Below are 16,701 nucleotides of genomic sequence, written 5' to 3' on the forward strand. Positions count from 1 at the left end.
CCGGTTGCTGTAAGGGCTATCTAGGGCAGCACCGTGTGCATCAGCATCACGTTGTAGGCCGACCACAGCGAGAGGTTGTAGTACAGCTCGCGGCCCGTCGACCAGGGATGCAGGAACGGCGCATAGATGCCGCCGGGGATCTGCATCGACGACACCAGCATCTGTTCGGGCCCCCACGGCCCCTGCGGTGCCGGCGCGGTCCGCATGACCACGTCGTTGTTCCCGTTGCAGTACAGCACCAGGTACTGCTTCAAGTAGTTGTTGAATTGGGCCGACATCTCGCCGACCGGTCCGGGGATCACCGGGGTGGCCGCCGCCGGGCTGCCCGCGACCCAGGTGTTGCTGTCGGCATTCCAGTACTCGTACTTCGTCAGGTCCGGGATCAGCCCAGGGGACACCCGCGACACGTACGCCGATCCGCTTCGCCCGTTGGGTGTGCCGAACGAATAGATGTACGGATCGCCGGGGCCGGGTTTGAGGAACGCACCCATCTGGAATTTCTCGTTGCCGTTGGACGGCTGACGGACAGTGCCCGGGTACACGCCCCACGTCTCGCCGTTGTCGGTCGAGGTCGCGATCGCCGAGTAGTTCGTGGTCCATGCGCCGTAGTTGTCCCAGCTCCGGATGGACATGAAGTTCAAGAACTGGTTGGGCCCGACGGCGACGCCGGAGGTCGGGATGATGCCCGTCTCCTGCGGCGCACCGTTGATGCTGTTGATGACCTGCTTGGCGATGCCGGGTCGCCACACCGGCGACCCCGAGTACTTGTTGCCGACGACACCGTCGGGAACCGCGACGGTGTTGGCCAGCGATCCGTCGGTACTGCGCATCAGCGTGTTGTAGCGCCACTGCTTGCCGGGAATCATGCAGAAACCGTTTGTGTCGCCGAACGCCAACAGGACTTGACGATGGCTGGGATCGCCGTTGTCCCACATGATTCCGAGATCGGTGCCGGTGATCGCGAACTTCTGAACAGTCTGGTTCGGGCTGTCGGGTCCGGTCACCCAGCCGACCACCGAGGTGCCCGGGGGTGCGGTCGACGGTGCCGGTTGCGCTGCCGCGTGAGCCGGTTGGGGTTGGGCGGGAGCAGGTTTCGGTGTCGGTGCGACTGCCGCCTGCTTCTGCACCTGTCCCGCGTTGGGCATCAACGCGTTGATGAGCATCTTGCCCAATGTCGGCAGCGGCGCCTGGTCGTTGGCGCCGACCGGTTTGTGACCGATCGGGCGATCGAACGGCGCTATCGCTGACGGCTGCGGAATCTGAAAGGCCTGGTTGGCGGCGGGCTGGGCTGCCGCGGATGCGCCCTCGCACGGATCGGCGGCTGCAGGCGGCGCGACTCCGGTGGCCGCGCAGAGGCCGACGACCAGCGTCGAGGCCAGCGACAGCGAGGGAATGCGGGGGCGCGGCGACACGACTCACCTTTCGGAGGCGGGACGTCGCTGTGACGTCTGTTGACCTTTGTGACGATAGGGACCCGTGTGTCGTTTGCGACCGGCGCTGCAGCGATAGGTACGTATCCGTGACCGTGTCGCAACCAAGGGGGTCCTCGGTGGGTTACTGTGCGCATGATTCGCCCGACACAGGAGGCACAGATGAGACGTGGATTCTCTGCGGCGGCAGCCGTTGCCGTAGCGGTAGCACTGACCGGTACCGCCTGTGGCAACTCCGACTCCGGCAGCAAGGCACCGGCTTCCGCGAGTTCGACGGCGACGACGGCGAGTACGACGGCGAATGCGACGACGACGGCGGATGCGGCCCCGGTGGCCGCCGATAAGCTGCCCTCGTTGGTGCCGACGCCGGCGAACAGCCAGACGACCAAGGGGCCGGACAACATCGCCGACGGCGGAATCCACCTGTACTTTCAGGTCACCGGGTCGCCCACCGATGTCATGACGGCCTACAAGGCAGCGCTGGAAGAGAAGGGCTGGACAGTGACCACCATGGTCACCTCAGGTGGCCAGGGCGGGGGCGGCGCCACCTATACCGGAACCAATGGCGGCGCCTACGGCGTGTTCGACGGTGGCGGCTACAGCACCAACACCTACCTCGACGTCTGCGCGTGGCCTACCAAGCCCGCGAGCCCCAATTGCAGCCGCGGCGACCGCTAGCGTCGGCGTCCGGCGGGCAGGCGAGGACGCGGGGAAAAACGAAAAAATGAAGGACTGAAAGCCACAGCCTCTGTGGTCCTTCGAAAAATCCGCACCTGGCGGGATCCGCGTCCTCACCGAGGATTGAATCGCATTTCCGTGATGCCCGCAAGATCCTTCGTGGCTGCCCGCCATCTGCGATCAGCGTAGGTTGCGCAGCCTCACGAGTGACACCAAACCAAGCTCGCCACGCAACATCGCGGGAGGCACCAGGCGAAAGCCGCGGACCCCCGGCCGCCCGGTTGCGCACTGGGCGATCTTGCGCTCAATCCGGAAGTCGAGGTCCTTCAACGTGTTGCGATCTGTGGTGGTATCCAACAACGACGACAAGCCCGGCACTGCAAAGGGATTCGTCAAATCGAGCATTACGTTGGTCGCCATCACCAGCTGATGTGCCCGGTCCTGAACCGACAGCGGACCCAAGGCGGCCGCCACTCCGTCGAGCCGTGCGGCGACGCGGCCGACGAAGCGGCGCAGCCGATGTGGTGCCACCGCCATGCTGCCGTCGTAGCCGACCGAGAGGCCCAACGAATCGATGCGCCCGCGGCCGAGGTAGGCGGGATCCTCCGCAGACGGTCGGCCGGTCGCGCTCAGCGCGGTTCGGAGTTCCTTCCCGAGTTTGCGTTTGACGCCCAACTCGCCCAGCAGCGCATCGATGCGCATATCGGCCTCGTGCAGCGCGGACAGATCCGAGTGAGCGATCAAGAAATCGTCGTTGTAACGGGCGTAGAAGATGCCGTCGATGGCCAAAATCGCTTTGTCCATGGGCACCACGGCGAGGTCAGCCAAAATCGGGACAAGAGGAGTGCCCATGGCAACACCGCGCAACCGGCTGAATTGTGCGCCGTCCCCGTCCCGCACGACGGGCCGCGTCAGCCCTGTGATGAGGTTCCAGACCCGGGTTGACACCGCGCCGGTCGGGCTGCCCAGCGAGACAACCTCGCGCAGAATCGGCCACAGCGCGGCGTCCGGGCCGACCGGCAGATTGTCGCCGTAATGTTCGAAATCGGATTGCAGAACATACAGGGGAGGGCCTTTGGGCCCGACCCGTGCGCGATGAGCGCGAACGAATTCGGCGAGGGCGCGCATTGCGCCGACATTGGTCACACCGGGCAGGTACGAGTAGACACCGGGCAAGCCGAAGCAGCACGCGTTGTGCGAGATGAGTTGGAACAGCGCCGATCCTACGACGTGGTCGGTGAAAGCGGGCATGTGCGCGGCACGGCGCTTGCCGTTGCTGTCCAAGATCCACAGATCAACCGGCAGTGGCTGATACTGATCGCTGGCCACGCTGTGCGCGATCGCGCGGGCAAGGGACCGGCGATTGATGGCGGTGTCGAAGTACGTCAGGTCGCTGTCGCTGAGCTGACCGAACGTCAGTCCACGCTGTCTCTTCTTCGAGAAGATCCGAAGGATGGTGTCTTCGTAGGTCTTTGGATCGACCAGCAGCCGGTCGATGTCGATCGGATCAGCCATCGGGGACGCCCCTTGCGGCCTGGCCGATTTCCCACTCCCGGATGAGCGTGACCAAGCTCGTCAGTTTTTCGCGCTCTGGGTCGGGCGGACATACCAGCAGCATCCGAAGTGTTCCGTGTCGGTAGATGGGGGCGAGCCGGCGATCACACACCACCACCAGGGTGGATCCCTCATCGACACTGCGCGCCACGGCGGGCACGGCTGCCACCAGGAAGTTCTGGTCCAGACCCCGCATATCGCGTGTTCCGTCCAGGGTTTGCAGATCCAGGGCGATCCCAGCCCGGAAGAGCGAATGAAACGCACGCACCAGGTCAGTCAAATCAATTGGGGCAGAGCCACGTGCGCTGGACGACCGCCACAACCGGAACGCCTCGCATCCGTCGGCAATCGGCTGTTGCGACGAGCTGCCCCGGGTCACGACGCCGCCGCTGACGGTTTGCAACACGAGGTGAGGTGAGGCGTCGACCGTATCCTCCTGCGCACGTTGGTAATACATGACCTTCGTCGGGGAACCGAACGCCACATGCCCGGTGCCATCGAATGATTGGCGAATCAGCTTCAACGCGGCAGAGCGTTGCTTCGCCGTCGTCGATCTCGGAATTGTGACGTCGCCGACGCGCACCGCGGCCGGCTCCCGGGCCAGGCGGCGTAGCCAGTCGCCGACGCTCAGCACGGTCGGCAACGGCGGGTAACGACGATCGCGCAGGTGTTGCAGGTTGATCAGAAGGATCAGCTGCAGGATCATCGCGGCCGTGATCTGGATGAGGTCGGAGGCGGGATTGGGCTTGATCCAGACCAGCCACAAGAGCACGACCAGAAACAGCATGGTGATGAGGTGGATACCGAACCGGCCTTCGGCGAACAGCCGGATCTGATAGATCCCGATGACGCTGCGCACCACGAACAGCGGTACCAGTGCAAGCAGGAACGTCAGCGGAACATCTTTCAGCACAAGCATTCCGAGGGCCGCGCCCAGCGCCCAGAAGTACAGCGAGGCAAGCGGCGCCACACACAGCAGGCGGTGAAAGAACACCCGCCGCAATTCGTGCAGAGCCGACACGCTGCGCAGCCGTACGAAGTCGAAATAGAAGATACCGGCAGACTCGTACGAGCCGCGAAACAGCGGTAGCACCAGATAGAAGAATCGGAAGGTATCCACGTGGCGCCACGACGCCACGGCGGCGGTGAGTTCGAACGAGCGGGTGTTGGTGCCATAGATGCCGACGATCGCGAGAACCAACACGGCATCCAGCCGCAGGCCGAGACCCGACACCGTGGTCTGGATACCAAGCCAGGGTGGAATTTTCGGCAGCAGCCGGCTGACTGGACGGCGGGGCGACGGTAGCCGCGGCCGCAGGCCGATCAGCCGGTAGGTCTCCACTGAGTAATGAATCGTGATCGCGATGGCGATGGCGTTCGACGCGACGATCGCAATGATGATGGCGACCGTGGGATAGAAGTAGAACCCCCCGGTGATCACCGCAAGTTGCACTGCGGGGGAAAGGAATATCGACCAACGCGGTCGGTAGACCCGGCGGGTCGCATATACACCGGAATGCAGGACCCGAACCGGAAAATTGGCGGCGAGTTCGACGACGACCAGGAAGGCGTACAGGTGCGCGACGGGATCGTTGCCCGACGGGCGCAGCACCAGCAGCGCGACGCCGCCACCGATCGTCATCGCGATCGTGAGGGCCACCGCGAGCACGAGCCAACGGCCGATCTCGTACCCGGCGGCGTCACGCTCACCTGACCGAGAGAAGTCACGAAGGCGCTCGCGCATGATCTCCAGAAGGCCCCACCACGCGCCGCCGACGATCAGGCTGCCCGCGCGAAGCATCATGACCGTGAACGCCGCCATGCCGCCGAGGCTGGCGAGGATCAAGAAGAACTCCGCGACGTGGACCGCGAATTGCACCGTGGCGAGCACGAGCGGGTAACGCAGCCGGTACGCCAGGTACCTGAAGACCCTGCCCGTGAGGAGACTCGCATAGAGCGAAGGCACCCGGTTGTGCCCACGGGCGGTGCGCTCGAACCAGCGATGGATGTCGTTCACGGTCGGGCGAATCTCGGCATCGGCATCTGGCGTGACCTTCCGCAATCCGTCAACGCTGACGCGTGGTCGTGACAAGCTGTACCGCATGCGGCGAGGTGACGTGGCCGTATTGTCCATATCGGCCGCACTGGGGGCAGTGGTCGTCGCGGCCGTGGTCGTCAGCGTCCTCGTCGTCGATCGTCCACGCGAGCCGTCCAGGGACGCGGAGACCAACAGCAACTCGAGTCTGCTTGTGGTGACGTGGGGCCCTGCGCTCTGCAAGGTCGACCCTCCCAACCCGGGCTGCCGAAGCGGTCATGTCGGCTCATTGGGACCGGCATTCATCCTGCACGGCCTCTGGCCGCAACCGCCGACCCAGCAGTTCTGTGGAGTGCCGAAAGGGGGCCGGAACCCCAGCTTGGCGGAGCTGAAGCTGCCCCAGGACGTGCAGACGGATCTTCAATCGATGATGTCTGATGCCGGCGTCATGGCACCCCACGAATGGTCTGCGCACGGCACCTGCTCGGGGCTCCCACCGGCTGACTACTTCACCATTGCCACGAAGCTCACCGAACAGGTGACGGCTGTCCTCAACCCGGTTTTCCGGAATGCGGAGGGCGGCAACGTGTCACTGAGCACGGTGCGAGGTCGGTTCGATGCCGCATTCGGTGCCCACACCGGCGACCGGGTCGGCATGAACTGCCGCGAGGCGGCCGGGAGCGGGATGATCGTCTACGAGTTGCATCTGTCGCTCCCGCCGGTTGCGGACCTGCGGAGCTCGTCGAACGCGTCGTTGGGTGAGCTGCTGGACAAGGGGCCGACGATCTTGGCGGGTTGCCGACGTGGGCTCGTATCCTGACGTCGCCCGGGACCTACGCCAGTGCACAATCAACCCGTGAGCCGCCGTCCGACAGCACTCGTTGTCGCCCTCCTGCTTCTGTTCACGTTGCCCGCCAAGCACGCCCACGCCACCGGCGATCCGCCCGGCGCGCTGACCTTCGGTGGCGTACAGCGGACGTACGTGTTGCACGTGCCCACCGGACTGACGCATCCCAAGGGCCTGGTCCTCAACTTGCACGGCGGAAGCCAGACCGGCCGCAAGCAGGCCGCCGCGACCAATTACGACGCGATCGCCGACCAACACGGTTGGATTGTCGCCTATCCCAACGGCATCGACTTCAGTTGGGCCGATGGGCGCGGCGCGGCAGCCCCGGACCGCCAGGGGGTCGATGACGTCGGGTTCCTGGCGACGCTGATCGGCCGGCTCACCCGTGACTTCAACATTCCGCGCGATCGGGTTTTCGTCACCGGGATGTCGGCGGGCGGGTTCATGGCCAACCGGCTGGCGTGCGAGCGAGCGGATCTGGTGGCCGCGATAGCCCCGGTGTCAAGCACGCTCGGCGTGAACGTCCACTGCAATCCGTCCAAGCCCGTGTCGGTGCTGGCGATTCACGGCACCGCAGACAAGGTGGTGCCCTACAGAGGTGGCCGCATGATCGGACGCGGCGGAGCCAGCGCCGTCGTGTCTGCGCCGACGATGGTGGACCGGTGGTTGGCATTCGACCGCTGTCCACCCGCGACATCCACATCGATCGATGGCGGAAAACGCTTGGTCGCCTTCGGTTGCGCCGATGGCACCGAGGTCACGTTCGTCACCATCGACGGGTGGGGTCACACCTGGCCGTTGCCACCGAAGACCGCGTTCGATGCATCACAGGCCAGCGCTCAGTTCTTCGTCGCGCACGGCGGGTGAGCCCGGATTGATCACGGCTGCCCAGGCAGCAGCATCGACTGCCATGTGCTGTTCTGCTTGGCGGGTTGGGCCAGTTCGGATTGGGTGTATTCCCGCCCGTTGGGGCCGACGTACAGCCCTGTCGCGGGGTCGTACTCGCTGACGGCCACCAGCGCCGGCGGGGGGACGTCGGCCGGGGGACTTTCGGGCGGAACATCGGGCACCGGTTGCCCGGACAGCGTCGCGTTCGGGTCGCCTTTCCAGTTGTAGCCGTCGTTGAGAGGAACGTAATTCTGGTCGCTCTCGCAGAGCTTGACCGTGGGTGCGCGTTTACCTGGCACCGTCTCGCATGGAATGTTGCGTGCGCCACGGACATTGAACGGCGAGTCCTGGGGGGTGCGGCAGTACAGGTCACCGGGTGGCCGCTCGGGGTAGTCGACCAGGCTCGGGATGCGCTGCTGCTGGGCGGGCAGGAAGCCGGTGGTGCAGGCCGGTGGAAGGTTGATGTTGAGGTTGAACGACAGGTATTCGCCGCGGTAGGCCTGGTTGGTGTTCGCATTGGCCATGAAAGTCGCTTGACCTTCCGACACCGCATGCGGCAGCAGGACGAGCAATTGTTCGATGTCGTTCTGATAGGTCACGGCGACCTGTCCGATGCTGGCGAGGTTGGCGACGATGACCGGCAGCGTGGGCTTGAGCCGCTCGATCAGGTTGCGCGCCTGTTCATTTGTCGCGACGAGGCCACCCTGGTCGATCACGCCGGCCACGGCATCGTTGTCGGCTTTCAGTTCACCGGTCACGGTCGCGATGTGCGAGGCCCAGGCTTGAATCGCCACCGACGTCTGCACCTGCGAGTCGAGCACCGGCTTGGCGTTGTCGATGAGGTCGATCAGCGGATCGAGATTCGCACGCGCGTCGATCGCCAAAGTGGTTGAACCCTTGACGATGTCGGATAGTTGCGGTCCCAGGCCGCCGACAGCCGTATAGGCCTCGTCGATCGCGGTTCTGAGGTTCTCCCGTGGGATCGCCTGCAATCCGGAGTTGGCGGCGTCGAGGAGCGCGTTGATGTCGGGTGGTACGGAGGTGTGGTCGCGGGGGATGACATCGCCGTCCCGCAGCGCCCGTGCGGTGCCGTCGCGGGGGATCAGATCGACGTACTGTTCGCCGATGGCGGACTGGCTGTGCACCTCGGCGCGCAGGTCTGACGGGATATCGATGCCCGACTTCAACGACAAGACTGCGTCAACTCCGCTGTCACTCAATCGAACTGATTGAACCCGGCCCACCTCGACGCCCCGGTAGGTGACGTTGCCGGTGCTGTACAGGCCGCCGGTTTCCGGCAGCTGCATGGTCACGCTGTAGCGCCCCACACCGAACCACTTGGCCGGCAGCTTGAGAAAGTGCAGACCCATCACCGCGATCGCGGTCAGTGCGATGACCGCGAAGACGGCCAGCTGGATCAGCATCCTGCGGGTCAGATGCATACTAGGGACCTTGGTCGAAGTTGTACGGCGCGACCAGCGGGTTGCTCTTGGTGTAGGGGCTAGGGAACTGCCCGATCGTGCGCCCCCACTGCATCTCGAGCTCGGTCAGGTTGCCCTCCCATCGGGTTCCGGTGAACAGGCCCTGGTCGATACGGCTCAGCGTGAGGTCGACGACAGCGGTCATGTTCGCATAATCGCCGCGCTGCCAGTTCTCGATGGTCTCGTTCGGGAACGGGAAGGTGGGGATGAGGCTCAGCGCGCGCGTCATGCTGGGCCCGGCGTTGGCCAGCGACTCCAGCACCGGCCCGATGTCTTTGAGCTCCTTGATCAGATCCGCTTTACTCTGTCCGACCGAGCTGACAACCAGGTTGCTGAACCTGCCGAGTTGGGCGGCGGCCTCAACGAGATTGTCGCGTTCGTTGTTGAGCACCGCGAGCGCCTCGGGCACCGTCTTGAGTGCTTGGTCCAGCACCGGCCGGTTCGCGGCGAGCACCCCGGTCAGCCGGTTGAGACTGTCGGTGGCGGCGATGATGTCGTCGGTCTGGTCGTTGACGCTTCCGGCGAAGGTGTCGAGTTGACCGATGAGGCTGCGCAGGTCCTGTTCTCGGCCGCGGAATGCCGTACTGAATGCCTCGGTGATGTCCTGAACCTGTGCCAGCCCGCCGCCGTTGAGGACGGTGGAGACTGCCGCCAGGGTCTGTTCGACGGTCGGGTAGGACCCCGTATGGGACAGCGGGATGCGTGAGCCGGCGTGCAGCCGGCCCTGCGGCGGGGCGTCTTCGGGCGCGCTCAATTCGATGTGCTGTGAACCCAGGATGCTGGTGAGACCGATCGTGGCAACGGCGTTGGCGGGCAGCTCGACATCACCGTCGAGCCGCATGGTGACCACCGCATGCCAGCCCTCCAACTCGATCTTCGTGATGTGTCCCACCGTGGCGTCGCCGACCCTGACCCTGGAGTTGGGCTGAATGTTGTTGACGTCGGGCATCTCTGCCTGGATCACGAACGATCCGGGCCCGCCGCCCTGCGTGCCGGGCAGCGGTAATGAGTTGATTCCCTGCCAGTTGTCGACGTCGCAGCCGGACGACGCGGCCACGACGACGAGCAGCATCGCGACCCCGGCCGCGCGACGGGCGTTCATGACCCGCCTCCGGTCGGGGTCATCATCCCGGTCAGTCCAGCGGTCGGGTCGGTGGTCACCACCGGTTCCTCGACGGGCAGCGGGGAGGGCTCCGCCGCGGGTGCGGCGGGCGGTACGTAGTCGGGACGCATCCAGTCCTCGCTGTAGGTCACCTCGTTGGGCCGGGCTTGCGGACCGACCAGAAAGTTCTCGCCGATCGGCAAGAAGTTGTACTGGCGGTTCTTGATGATCGGCGCCAGATACTGCACACACAGCTTCGCGGACTGTTCGGCGCCCAGTCGTGACGCCGCTTGAATTGCCCCGCACAGGAACGAGATCGGATTGGCGAAGTTGTTGACCGCGAGCGCACCGGTGAAGGCACCATTGGACGCCTCGTAGATGTTGGTGAAGTTGGCGACGGTGGTCGGCGCGATGTGCAGGGTTTGTTTGATGTCGTCGAGGCTCTCGTTGAGCGCGGTGCTGATCGACGCCAGCTTCTCGGTGGTGGTCCCGATGGTGTCGCCGGTGTCCTCGATGAAGTCTCTGACATCGCCGATCACCGAGTTCATATCGGCGAACGCGGTACCGATCTTCGTCGGGTCATCGGCCAGCAGCCCGGTCACCGCGGCGAGATTCTGGTTGAGCTGTCCCAATACGTCGCTGCTGCCGCGCAACGCGCTGATCAGGATGGACAAGTTCTTGAACGTCGCGAAGATGTCGCCGCTGTGGTCGCCCAGGATCGACATCGCCTGGGACAGTTTGACGATCGTCTCGCGGATGGTGCCGCCCTGCCCGCGCAGGTTGTCTGCGGCGGTGTTGATGAAAGAGCCCAGTGTGCTGACACCGCCCGGGGCCGTCGGTTTGAGCAGTTCGGTGAGCCGCTGCAACTGCACCCGCACCTCATCCCACTCCACCGGAACCGCGGTACGGCTGCGGGGGATGACGGCGCCGTCGCGCAGCGTCGGCCCGCCGGTGTAGACCGGTGTCAGCGCAATGGCGCGGCCGGTGACCAGCATCGGCGAGAGAATCGCGGCCATCGCGTCGGCGGGCACTTTGTACTTTCGGTCGAACCAGAACGCGATCTTCACGCCGTCGGGATGCGGCTCGACGGCGGTCACCCGGCCCACCGGCACGCCGAGGATGCGGATGTCGTCACCGGGGAATAGTGCCGTGCTGTTGTCGAAGTAGCCGACGACCTCGACGCGGTTACCGTGTCCGACGGTGCGTAGCAGCACGCCGCCGGCCAGGATCAGCACCAGGACGATCGCGAGTGCGGTACGGGCTCTGCGTGGCTTGGTCATTGGGCGGCTCCTGGCTCGCCGGGGGCAGGTACGTACACCGGTGCCGGCGTCGGGTCCGGGGTGGAGGCGATGCCGGGCGGCGCCGCGGCGGGCGGGCCGGGTGGCGGCCCACCGGGTGGCGGTGCGGGCAGCGGCTCGCGGTAGGGGTAGCGCGGGTCGCCCGGCTTACCGGTGATGGCGTCGGGGAGATTGAGGTGCGGTTCGCCGCCCTGGCCGGTCCGCGGGTAGGGCACCGGCAGCGCCGGTGTGCCCGGTTGGCCGACTTGTGGGTCGGTCCGCAGCGACGGCAGCAGGGTCGCCGGGTCCACGCCGAGATCGGAGAAGGCGGCGTCGATGAACGGCTGCACGAACTGTCCGGGAAACAGGTTGGCCAGGTACGCCTTGAAGAACGGTCCGGACGACACCGACTCGCCCAATGACATCGCATAGCTGTTGAGCCGCTTGATCGCTTCCTGCACGCGGCCTTTGCGGTCGTCGACGATCGTCAGGACGCCGTTGAGCTTCTCCAGCGCCGGTTTCAGCTGGGTGCGGTTCTCGGCGATGAATCCTTTGAGTTGCCGGGAGACGTCGGATAGCTTCAGCCAGAGCTGATCGAGGCCCGCGCTTTGGGCGTTGAGCGCGATCAGCAGGGAGTTGGTCTGACGCACGAGTTCGACGATCTGGTCGGTGCGTTCGGCGAGGACCTGAGTGGTCTTGGCCGCATTGGCCAACAGGTTGCGCAACTGGGCGTCCTGCTTGTCGAGGGTGTCGGCGAACCGGGACACCCCGGCCACCGCCCGATGCAGGTCGGACGGCGTGTGGGCGAACGTCTCGGCCATCGTCGACAGGGACTGTGAAAGCTGTTGGGTATCAAGCCCGCTGATGGTGGTGGTCAGGTCGCCGAGAGCGTCGGGGAGCTGATAGGGCGAGGTGGTTCGGTCCCGCGGGATGGGTCCGGACAGCGGACCGTCACCGCGCGGAGTGACGTCGAGCATCTTGGTGCCCAGCAGTCCCTTCGTCTTGATGGCGGCCAGCGTGCGCTCACCGAGGTGGACGTCGCCGTTGATCCGGAAGGCCACCAAGACCTGCGGGCCGTCGAGTTCGATGCTGGATACCTTGCCGACCGGCAAGCCCGACACCTCGACGGTAGCCCCGGTGAACAGGCCGCCCGCTTCGGCGAAGTACGCGGAGTAGTTGCGGCCGGGATTGAGGAACGGCAATCTCTGCCAATTCAGGGCGCCCATCACGATGCCGGCGATGACGACGGCGCCGACGGCCCCGAGGATGACCGGGTTGCGTTCGGAGAAAGACTTCACTTCGGCGTGCACCGCCCGGTGTCCTGTCCGGCCACCTTGACGAAAACCGGTTGTCCGCCTTTGCCGTTCAACTTCAGGATCAGGTCGCAGAGGTAGAAGCTGAAGAAATCGCCGTACATGCCCTGCCGCTGCAGGGCGCGGTATTTGTCCGGCAATGTGTCGATCAGCTTCTCCAGGTATTCGTGATCGGCCACCGCGATCGACGAGACCCGGTCGGTTTCGTGGACCACCTTCTGAAACGGTGCGCGGGCGCCTGCGAGCAGATCGGCGACGCTGCCGGCTGCCGCGCTGGTGGATGTGAATGCGGCGGCGACGTCGCTCCGGCGGGCCTCGAGGGCCTGAACCAAACCCGTCAGATTGGTGACGGCTTTGTCGAGTTGGGCGCTCTGACTGCCCAGGGCGCCCAGCACCGCGTCGAGGTTGGTGATGACCTCACTGATCAACTGGTCGCGGTCGGCCAGGGTATTGGTCAGTACCGCAGCCTGATTGAGGAACGAGCCGATCGTCGCGCCCTGGCCCTGCAAAGCCTGGTTGAGCTGTGAACTCAGTGCGTTCACCTGATCCGGACTCAGGGCACGGAACAGTGGCTTGAAGCCGCCGATCACCGAGTCGAGGTCTAATGCCGGGGCGGTACGGTCGACCGGAATGGTCTGGCCCGCCGACAGGCGTTTGATCCCGCCCGTACCTTCGTCGAGCGCCAGAAACCGGCCGCCGATGACGTTGTCGTAGCGGATGATCGCCCGAGTTCCCTCGGTGAGCACCAGCGTGTCGGTAGCCGAGAATTCGACTCGCACGGTCGCGTCGCGGTTGATTCGGATGTCTTCGACCTTGCCCACCTCGACGCCGGCGACCCGGACGAAGTCCCCTTTCTTCAGGCCGGTGACGTTGGTGAACACCGCGTTGTAGACCGTGCCGGTGGTGAAGCGGAACTGAGCGAAGATGGCCAGCAGAGCGAACGCGCCGAGGAAGCACACCGTCAGGAAGATGCCGAGACGCCACACAGCGCCCGCAAGGTTGTCCTTCACGGCTGACCCTCCGTCGGTGGACTCGGTTGCGGTTGCGCTGCAGCAGGTTCCGGTGCGGGCGGCACACCCGGCCACAGGGGCACGCCACCTGGGCCGTACCAGGCCGCGCCGTAGGGGGGCATGCCTGGACCCGGGTCCGGACCCGGAGCGGGCCCGGGCAGGCACTGCCGGATGCTGGGCGGCCGCGGATTGCCGCGGGTCACCGGGAACCAATCCGCCCAACACGGATGTCCCAGACCGGGATTGGGCCTGATATCCAGGCCGGTTCCCCAGCCGGTGTTGGTGACGAGCTGGCGCACGGGGAAGTTCTTGGTGACGTCCGGCAGCGACCCGCAGCCGGGCTTTCCACCGGGACCGCCTTTGGCGCCGACGACGGGCAGGTTGTCCGGATATTGGTAGGGGTCGTTGCCCAGCAGCAGGGCGACGTCAAACACCGCGGACTTGCCGTCCTTGCCACCCCAGGCCTCGTAGCCGCCGTTCTTCAGCGTCCAGGTCGCGCCCTGCAGCCAGCAGGTGTAGACCGGGTTGTACTTGAGCAGCAATGCCGTCGTGGGTTCCAGGATGTTCGCCGCGCGTACCAGGTTTGCGCCACTGCTGTCCAGCAGGTCGTGGCCGGACTGGGCGAACCCGATTGTGTTGAGCAGCAACGTGTCCAATGCCTGTGATCGGTCGGTGACGGTTGCGCTGACGGTGCTGGCGGAGTTGAGGATGGCCACGATATCGGGGGCGGCCGCGGCGTAGGTGTCGTTGAAATTCTTGAAGGAACGCCAATCAGCGCGGATGGTGTCGCTGCGCTCATTGAGCGCTGTAAGGACCTGGTTGAGGTCGGTGGTGGCCTGGCCCATCCGGGGGCCCTGCCCGCGAACTCCGTCGGCGACCGCCGTCAGCACGGCGTTCAGTTTGGCGGGGTCGACCATACCGAGCAGGTTGACCACGTTCTGGAAGACAGTGTTCACCTCGGTGGTGACGTTGGCCGAGCGCAGTACCGCGCCGGCGGCCAAGCGCTGCGGGCTCGGATCCTCGGGGTAGACGAGGTCGACGAACTTGGCGCCGAAGACGGTGGTCGACCTGATCTGCGCACCGACATTGGCCGGGATGTAACGGATCTGGCCGGGATCGATCTCGAGTCGCAGACTCGCCGGACCGTGCCCGCCGCCGATGTCGGCGACGCGTCCGACCTGCACTCCACGCATCTTCACCTTGGCGCCCGCTTCCATGACGAGTCCGGCTCGGTCCGAGGTCATTGTGACCGGCACGTAGGAGCGAAACGTCCCGGCGAAAGCTGTTCCGGTCACGAAGAAGAAGACGCCGATCGCCGCCAGGAGGATGACGGTCCACCAGCCGTCGGGAAGACGGTTCTCGCCGGGTCGGGTATCCATGTCACCCGGCCAGGTTGAAGTTGCCCGACTGGCCGTAGACAGCCAGGGAGATCATCACGATCTCGACCGCCGCCACCACCATCGACGTGCGCACGGCGCGCCCGACCGCCTCACCCACACCGGCCGGGCCGCCCTTGGCGGTAAAGCCGTAGTAGGTGTGCACCAGCATGATCACGATGGTCATCGCCACGGATTGCATGAATGACCAGATCACGTCGGTGGGATTGAGGAAGGTGTTGAAATAGTGGTCGTAGACGCCTGAACCCTGCCCGTAGATGGCCACCGTTCCGGTGCGCGCCGCCAGAAACGCCATCATCACGGCGATGCAGTACAGCGGGACAACGACGATCACGCCCGCCAGCACGCGAGTCGACGCCAGGTAGGTGACCGAGCGGATGCCGATCACCTCGAGCGCGTCGATCTCCTCATTGATCCTCATCGCACCCAGCTGTGCGGTCGCCCCGGCGCCGATCGTGGCGGACAACGCCACAGACACGGTCCCCGGCACGATCAGGCGGACGTTGAAGAAGGCCGACGCAAAACCGGTCAACGCCTCGAAACCGACTGAGGACAATTGGTTATAGCCTTGTACGGCGACCAGAGCGCCGGTGGTCATGGTCAGGAATCCGACGATCGCGACGGTGCCGCCCACGACCGCGAGGGCACCGGCCCCGAGACCCATCTGGGCGATGAGTCTCAGCAGCTCCTTGTGATAACGGGTGACCGCCTCCGGAGTTGCCGCCAAAGTCGTGACGTAGAACCGGGTTTGGGCGCCGATTCGCTTCCAGCCCGTGGCGGCGCTCTGCACGCCGCTGAGCAGCTTCGGGTGCAATCCGCTGGGCGTGCTGACACTCATCGGGACACCCTCATCCCACCGTGAACTGGATGCCCACGGCGGTCACGATCACGTTGATCGCGAACAGCACCATGAAGGTGAACACAACGGTCTCGTTGACCGCGTTGCCGACACCGGCCGGGCCGCCTCCCACCGAGATGCCTTTGTAGCACGCGATCAGGCCGGCGGAGAGGCCGAATAGGGTTGCCTTGGTCAGCGAGACGATCACGTCACCCATGCCGGTCAACAGGGTCATGCCGGCTGCAAATGCGCCGGGGGAGACGTGCTGGATGTAGACGCAAAAGATGTAGGCGCCGGTCAGCCCCGCCAGGATCACGGTCGCCGACAACGCGAGCGCAACGGTGGTGGCCGCGAGCACACGTGGAACCACCAGTGCCTGAATCGGATTGATGCCCATCACCCGCAGCGCGTCGAGCTCCTCCCGGATGGTGCGAGCTCCCAGGTCGGCGCACATGGCAGTGGCGCCCGCACCCGAGACGACCAAAACCGTGACGATGGGTCCGATTTGGTTGACCGTGCCGATCGCGGCGCCTGTCCCGGAGAAATCGGTGGCACCGAATTCGCCGAGCAGGATGTTGAAGGTGAATACCAGCAGCACCGAGTAGGGCAGGGTGAGCATGAGCGCCGGAAGCACGGAAACGCGGGCGACGAACCAGGTCTGCAGCAGGTATTCACGCCAGGCGAACGGGGGCCGGAACATGGCGACCAAGGTGTCCAGCGACATGGCGATGAACCCGCCGAATGCGCGTACCGGCTTGGTCAGTGGATACGTCGCGGTCACGGGTTCCCGCCCGGTACCGACGGGTTCGTCGGCCCGGGTTCGACCATGACGACCGGCGGCATGGCGGAAC

The 16,701-nt window shown here is 65.3% G+C and carries 14 protein-coding genes; 3 read left to right on the forward strand and 11 right to left on the reverse strand.

Annotated features, from left to right (window positions below):
- Positions 1–20 precede the first annotated feature (20 nt).
- Positions 21–1,412 (reverse strand): glycoside hydrolase family 183 protein, encoded by a 1,392-nt coding sequence (locus tag CRM90_RS13890; RefSeq protein WP_102807524.1) that lies wholly within the window; start codon positions 1,410–1,412, stop codon positions 21–23.
- Between the two features lie 180 nt (positions 1,413–1,592).
- Between CRM90_RS13890 and CRM90_RS13895 the strand changes: the two genes are divergently transcribed.
- Positions 1,593–2,108, forward strand: coding sequence for a hypothetical protein (locus CRM90_RS13895; protein ID WP_102807583.1), 516 nt, complete (start codon positions 1,593–1,595; stop codon positions 2,106–2,108).
- 180 nt (positions 2,109–2,288) lie between these two features.
- On the opposite strand, the gene CRM90_RS13900 is transcribed toward CRM90_RS13895, so the two are convergent.
- Both CRM90_RS13900 and CRM90_RS13905 read right to left on the reverse strand, forming a co-directional pair.
- A complete protein-coding gene (locus CRM90_RS13900) occupies positions 2,289–3,623 on the reverse strand; it encodes a reverse transcriptase family protein (protein ID WP_102807525.1) in 1,335 nt (444 codons plus the stop codon).
- Complete coding sequence (locus tag CRM90_RS13905; RefSeq protein WP_233209311.1) at positions 3,616–5,724, reverse strand: hypothetical protein; 2,109 nt, start codon at positions 5,722–5,724, stop codon at positions 3,616–3,618. The genes CRM90_RS13900 and CRM90_RS13905 overlap by 8 nt, the downstream gene beginning before the upstream one ends.
- Before the next feature lie 55 nt (positions 5,725–5,779).
- On the opposite strand from CRM90_RS13905, the gene CRM90_RS13910 reads away from it, so the two are divergent.
- Together CRM90_RS13910 and CRM90_RS13915 are read left to right on the forward strand one after the other, a co-directional pair.
- The gene (locus CRM90_RS13910) at positions 5,780–6,517 is read left to right on the forward strand and encodes a ribonuclease T2 family protein (protein WP_233209312.1); all 738 of its coding nucleotides are present in this window, start codon (positions 5,780–5,782) and stop codon (positions 6,515–6,517) included.
- Positions 6,518–6,553: 36 nt separating this feature from the next.
- Positions 6,554–7,411: an extracellular catalytic domain type 1 short-chain-length polyhydroxyalkanoate depolymerase gene (locus tag CRM90_RS13915; protein ID WP_102807585.1), complete on the forward strand. Its 858-nt coding sequence runs from the start codon at positions 6,554–6,556 to the stop codon at positions 7,409–7,411.
- 11 nt (positions 7,412–7,422) lie between these two features.
- Here the strand turns inward: CRM90_RS13915 and CRM90_RS13920 are convergent, their stop codons facing one another.
- From CRM90_RS13920 to CRM90_RS13955, 8 genes are read right to left on the reverse strand one after another with little or no spacing between them, the layout of a single operon-like run.
- The gene (locus CRM90_RS13920) at positions 7,423–8,874 is read right to left on the reverse strand and encodes an MCE family protein (protein ID WP_102807527.1); all 1,452 of its coding nucleotides are present in this window, start codon (positions 8,872–8,874) and stop codon (positions 7,423–7,425) included.
- Between the two features lies 1 nt (position 8,875).
- Entirely contained in the window at positions 8,876–10,015 is a 1,140-nt protein-coding gene (locus CRM90_RS13925; protein ID WP_102807528.1) for a virulence factor Mce family protein, read from the reverse strand.
- The gene (locus tag CRM90_RS13930; RefSeq protein WP_102807529.1) at positions 10,012–11,295 is read right to left on the reverse strand and encodes an MCE family protein; all 1,284 of its coding nucleotides are present in this window, start codon (positions 11,293–11,295) and stop codon (positions 10,012–10,014) included. The genes CRM90_RS13925 and CRM90_RS13930 overlap by 4 nt, the downstream gene beginning before the upstream one ends.
- The gene (locus CRM90_RS13935; protein ID WP_199189899.1) at positions 11,292–12,590 is read right to left on the reverse strand and encodes an MCE family protein; all 1,299 of its coding nucleotides are present in this window, start codon (positions 12,588–12,590) and stop codon (positions 11,292–11,294) included. The genes CRM90_RS13930 and CRM90_RS13935 overlap by 4 nt, the downstream gene beginning before the upstream one ends.
- A complete protein-coding gene (locus CRM90_RS13940; protein ID WP_102807531.1) occupies positions 12,587–13,615 on the reverse strand; it encodes an MCE family protein in 1,029 nt (342 codons plus the stop codon). The genes CRM90_RS13935 and CRM90_RS13940 overlap by 4 nt, the downstream gene beginning before the upstream one ends.
- Positions 13,612–14,994 (reverse strand): MCE family protein, encoded by a 1,383-nt coding sequence (locus CRM90_RS13945; protein ID WP_102807532.1) that lies wholly within the window; start codon positions 14,992–14,994, stop codon positions 13,612–13,614. The genes CRM90_RS13940 and CRM90_RS13945 overlap by 4 nt, the downstream gene beginning before the upstream one ends.
- A 1-nt stretch (position 14,995) precedes the next feature.
- Positions 14,996–15,850 (reverse strand): ABC transporter permease, encoded by an 855-nt coding sequence (locus CRM90_RS13950; protein ID WP_102807533.1) that lies wholly within the window; start codon positions 15,848–15,850, stop codon positions 14,996–14,998.
- 10 nt (positions 15,851–15,860) lie between these two features.
- Complete coding sequence (locus tag CRM90_RS13955) at positions 15,861–16,574, reverse strand: MlaE family ABC transporter permease (RefSeq protein ID WP_102807586.1); 714 nt, start codon at positions 16,572–16,574, stop codon at positions 15,861–15,863.
- Between the last annotated feature and the right edge of the window lie 127 nt (positions 16,575–16,701).

This window comes from Mycobacterium sp. ENV421, assembly GCF_002887815.1.
GTDB lineage: Bacteria > Actinomycetota > Actinomycetes > Mycobacteriales > Mycobacteriaceae > Mycobacterium.

Bases quoted from the DNA above. Each gene is read 5' to 3' on its own strand.
- CRM90_RS13950 (WP_102807533.1), bottom strand. From the start codon at position 15,850: ATGAGTGTCAGCACGCCCAGCGGATTGCACCCGAAGCTGCTCAGCGGC.
- CRM90_RS13945 (WP_102807532.1), bottom strand. From the start codon at position 14,994: ATGGATACCCGACCCGGCGAGAACCGTCTTCCCGACGGCTGGTGGACC.
- CRM90_RS13955 (WP_102807586.1), bottom strand. From the start codon at position 16,574: ATGTCGCTGGACACCTTGGTCGCCATGTTCCGGCCCCCGTTCGCCTGG.
- CRM90_RS13925 (WP_102807528.1), bottom strand. From the start codon at position 10,015: ATGAACGCCCGTCGCGCGGCCGGGGTCGCGATGCTGCTCGTCGTCGTG.
- CRM90_RS13930 (WP_102807529.1), bottom strand. From the start codon at position 11,295: ATGACCAAGCCACGCAGAGCCCGTACCGCACTCGCGATCGTCCTGGTG.
- CRM90_RS13900 (WP_102807525.1), bottom strand. From the start codon at position 3,623: ATGGCTGATCCGATCGACATCGACCGGCTGCTGGTCGATCCAAAGACC.
- CRM90_RS13920 (WP_102807527.1), bottom strand. From the start codon at position 8,874: ATGCATCTGACCCGCAGGATGCTGATCCAGCTGGCCGTCTTCGCGGTC.
- CRM90_RS13895 (WP_102807583.1), top strand. From the start codon at position 1,593: ATGAGACGTGGATTCTCTGCGGCGGCAGCCGTTGCCGTAGCGGTAGCA.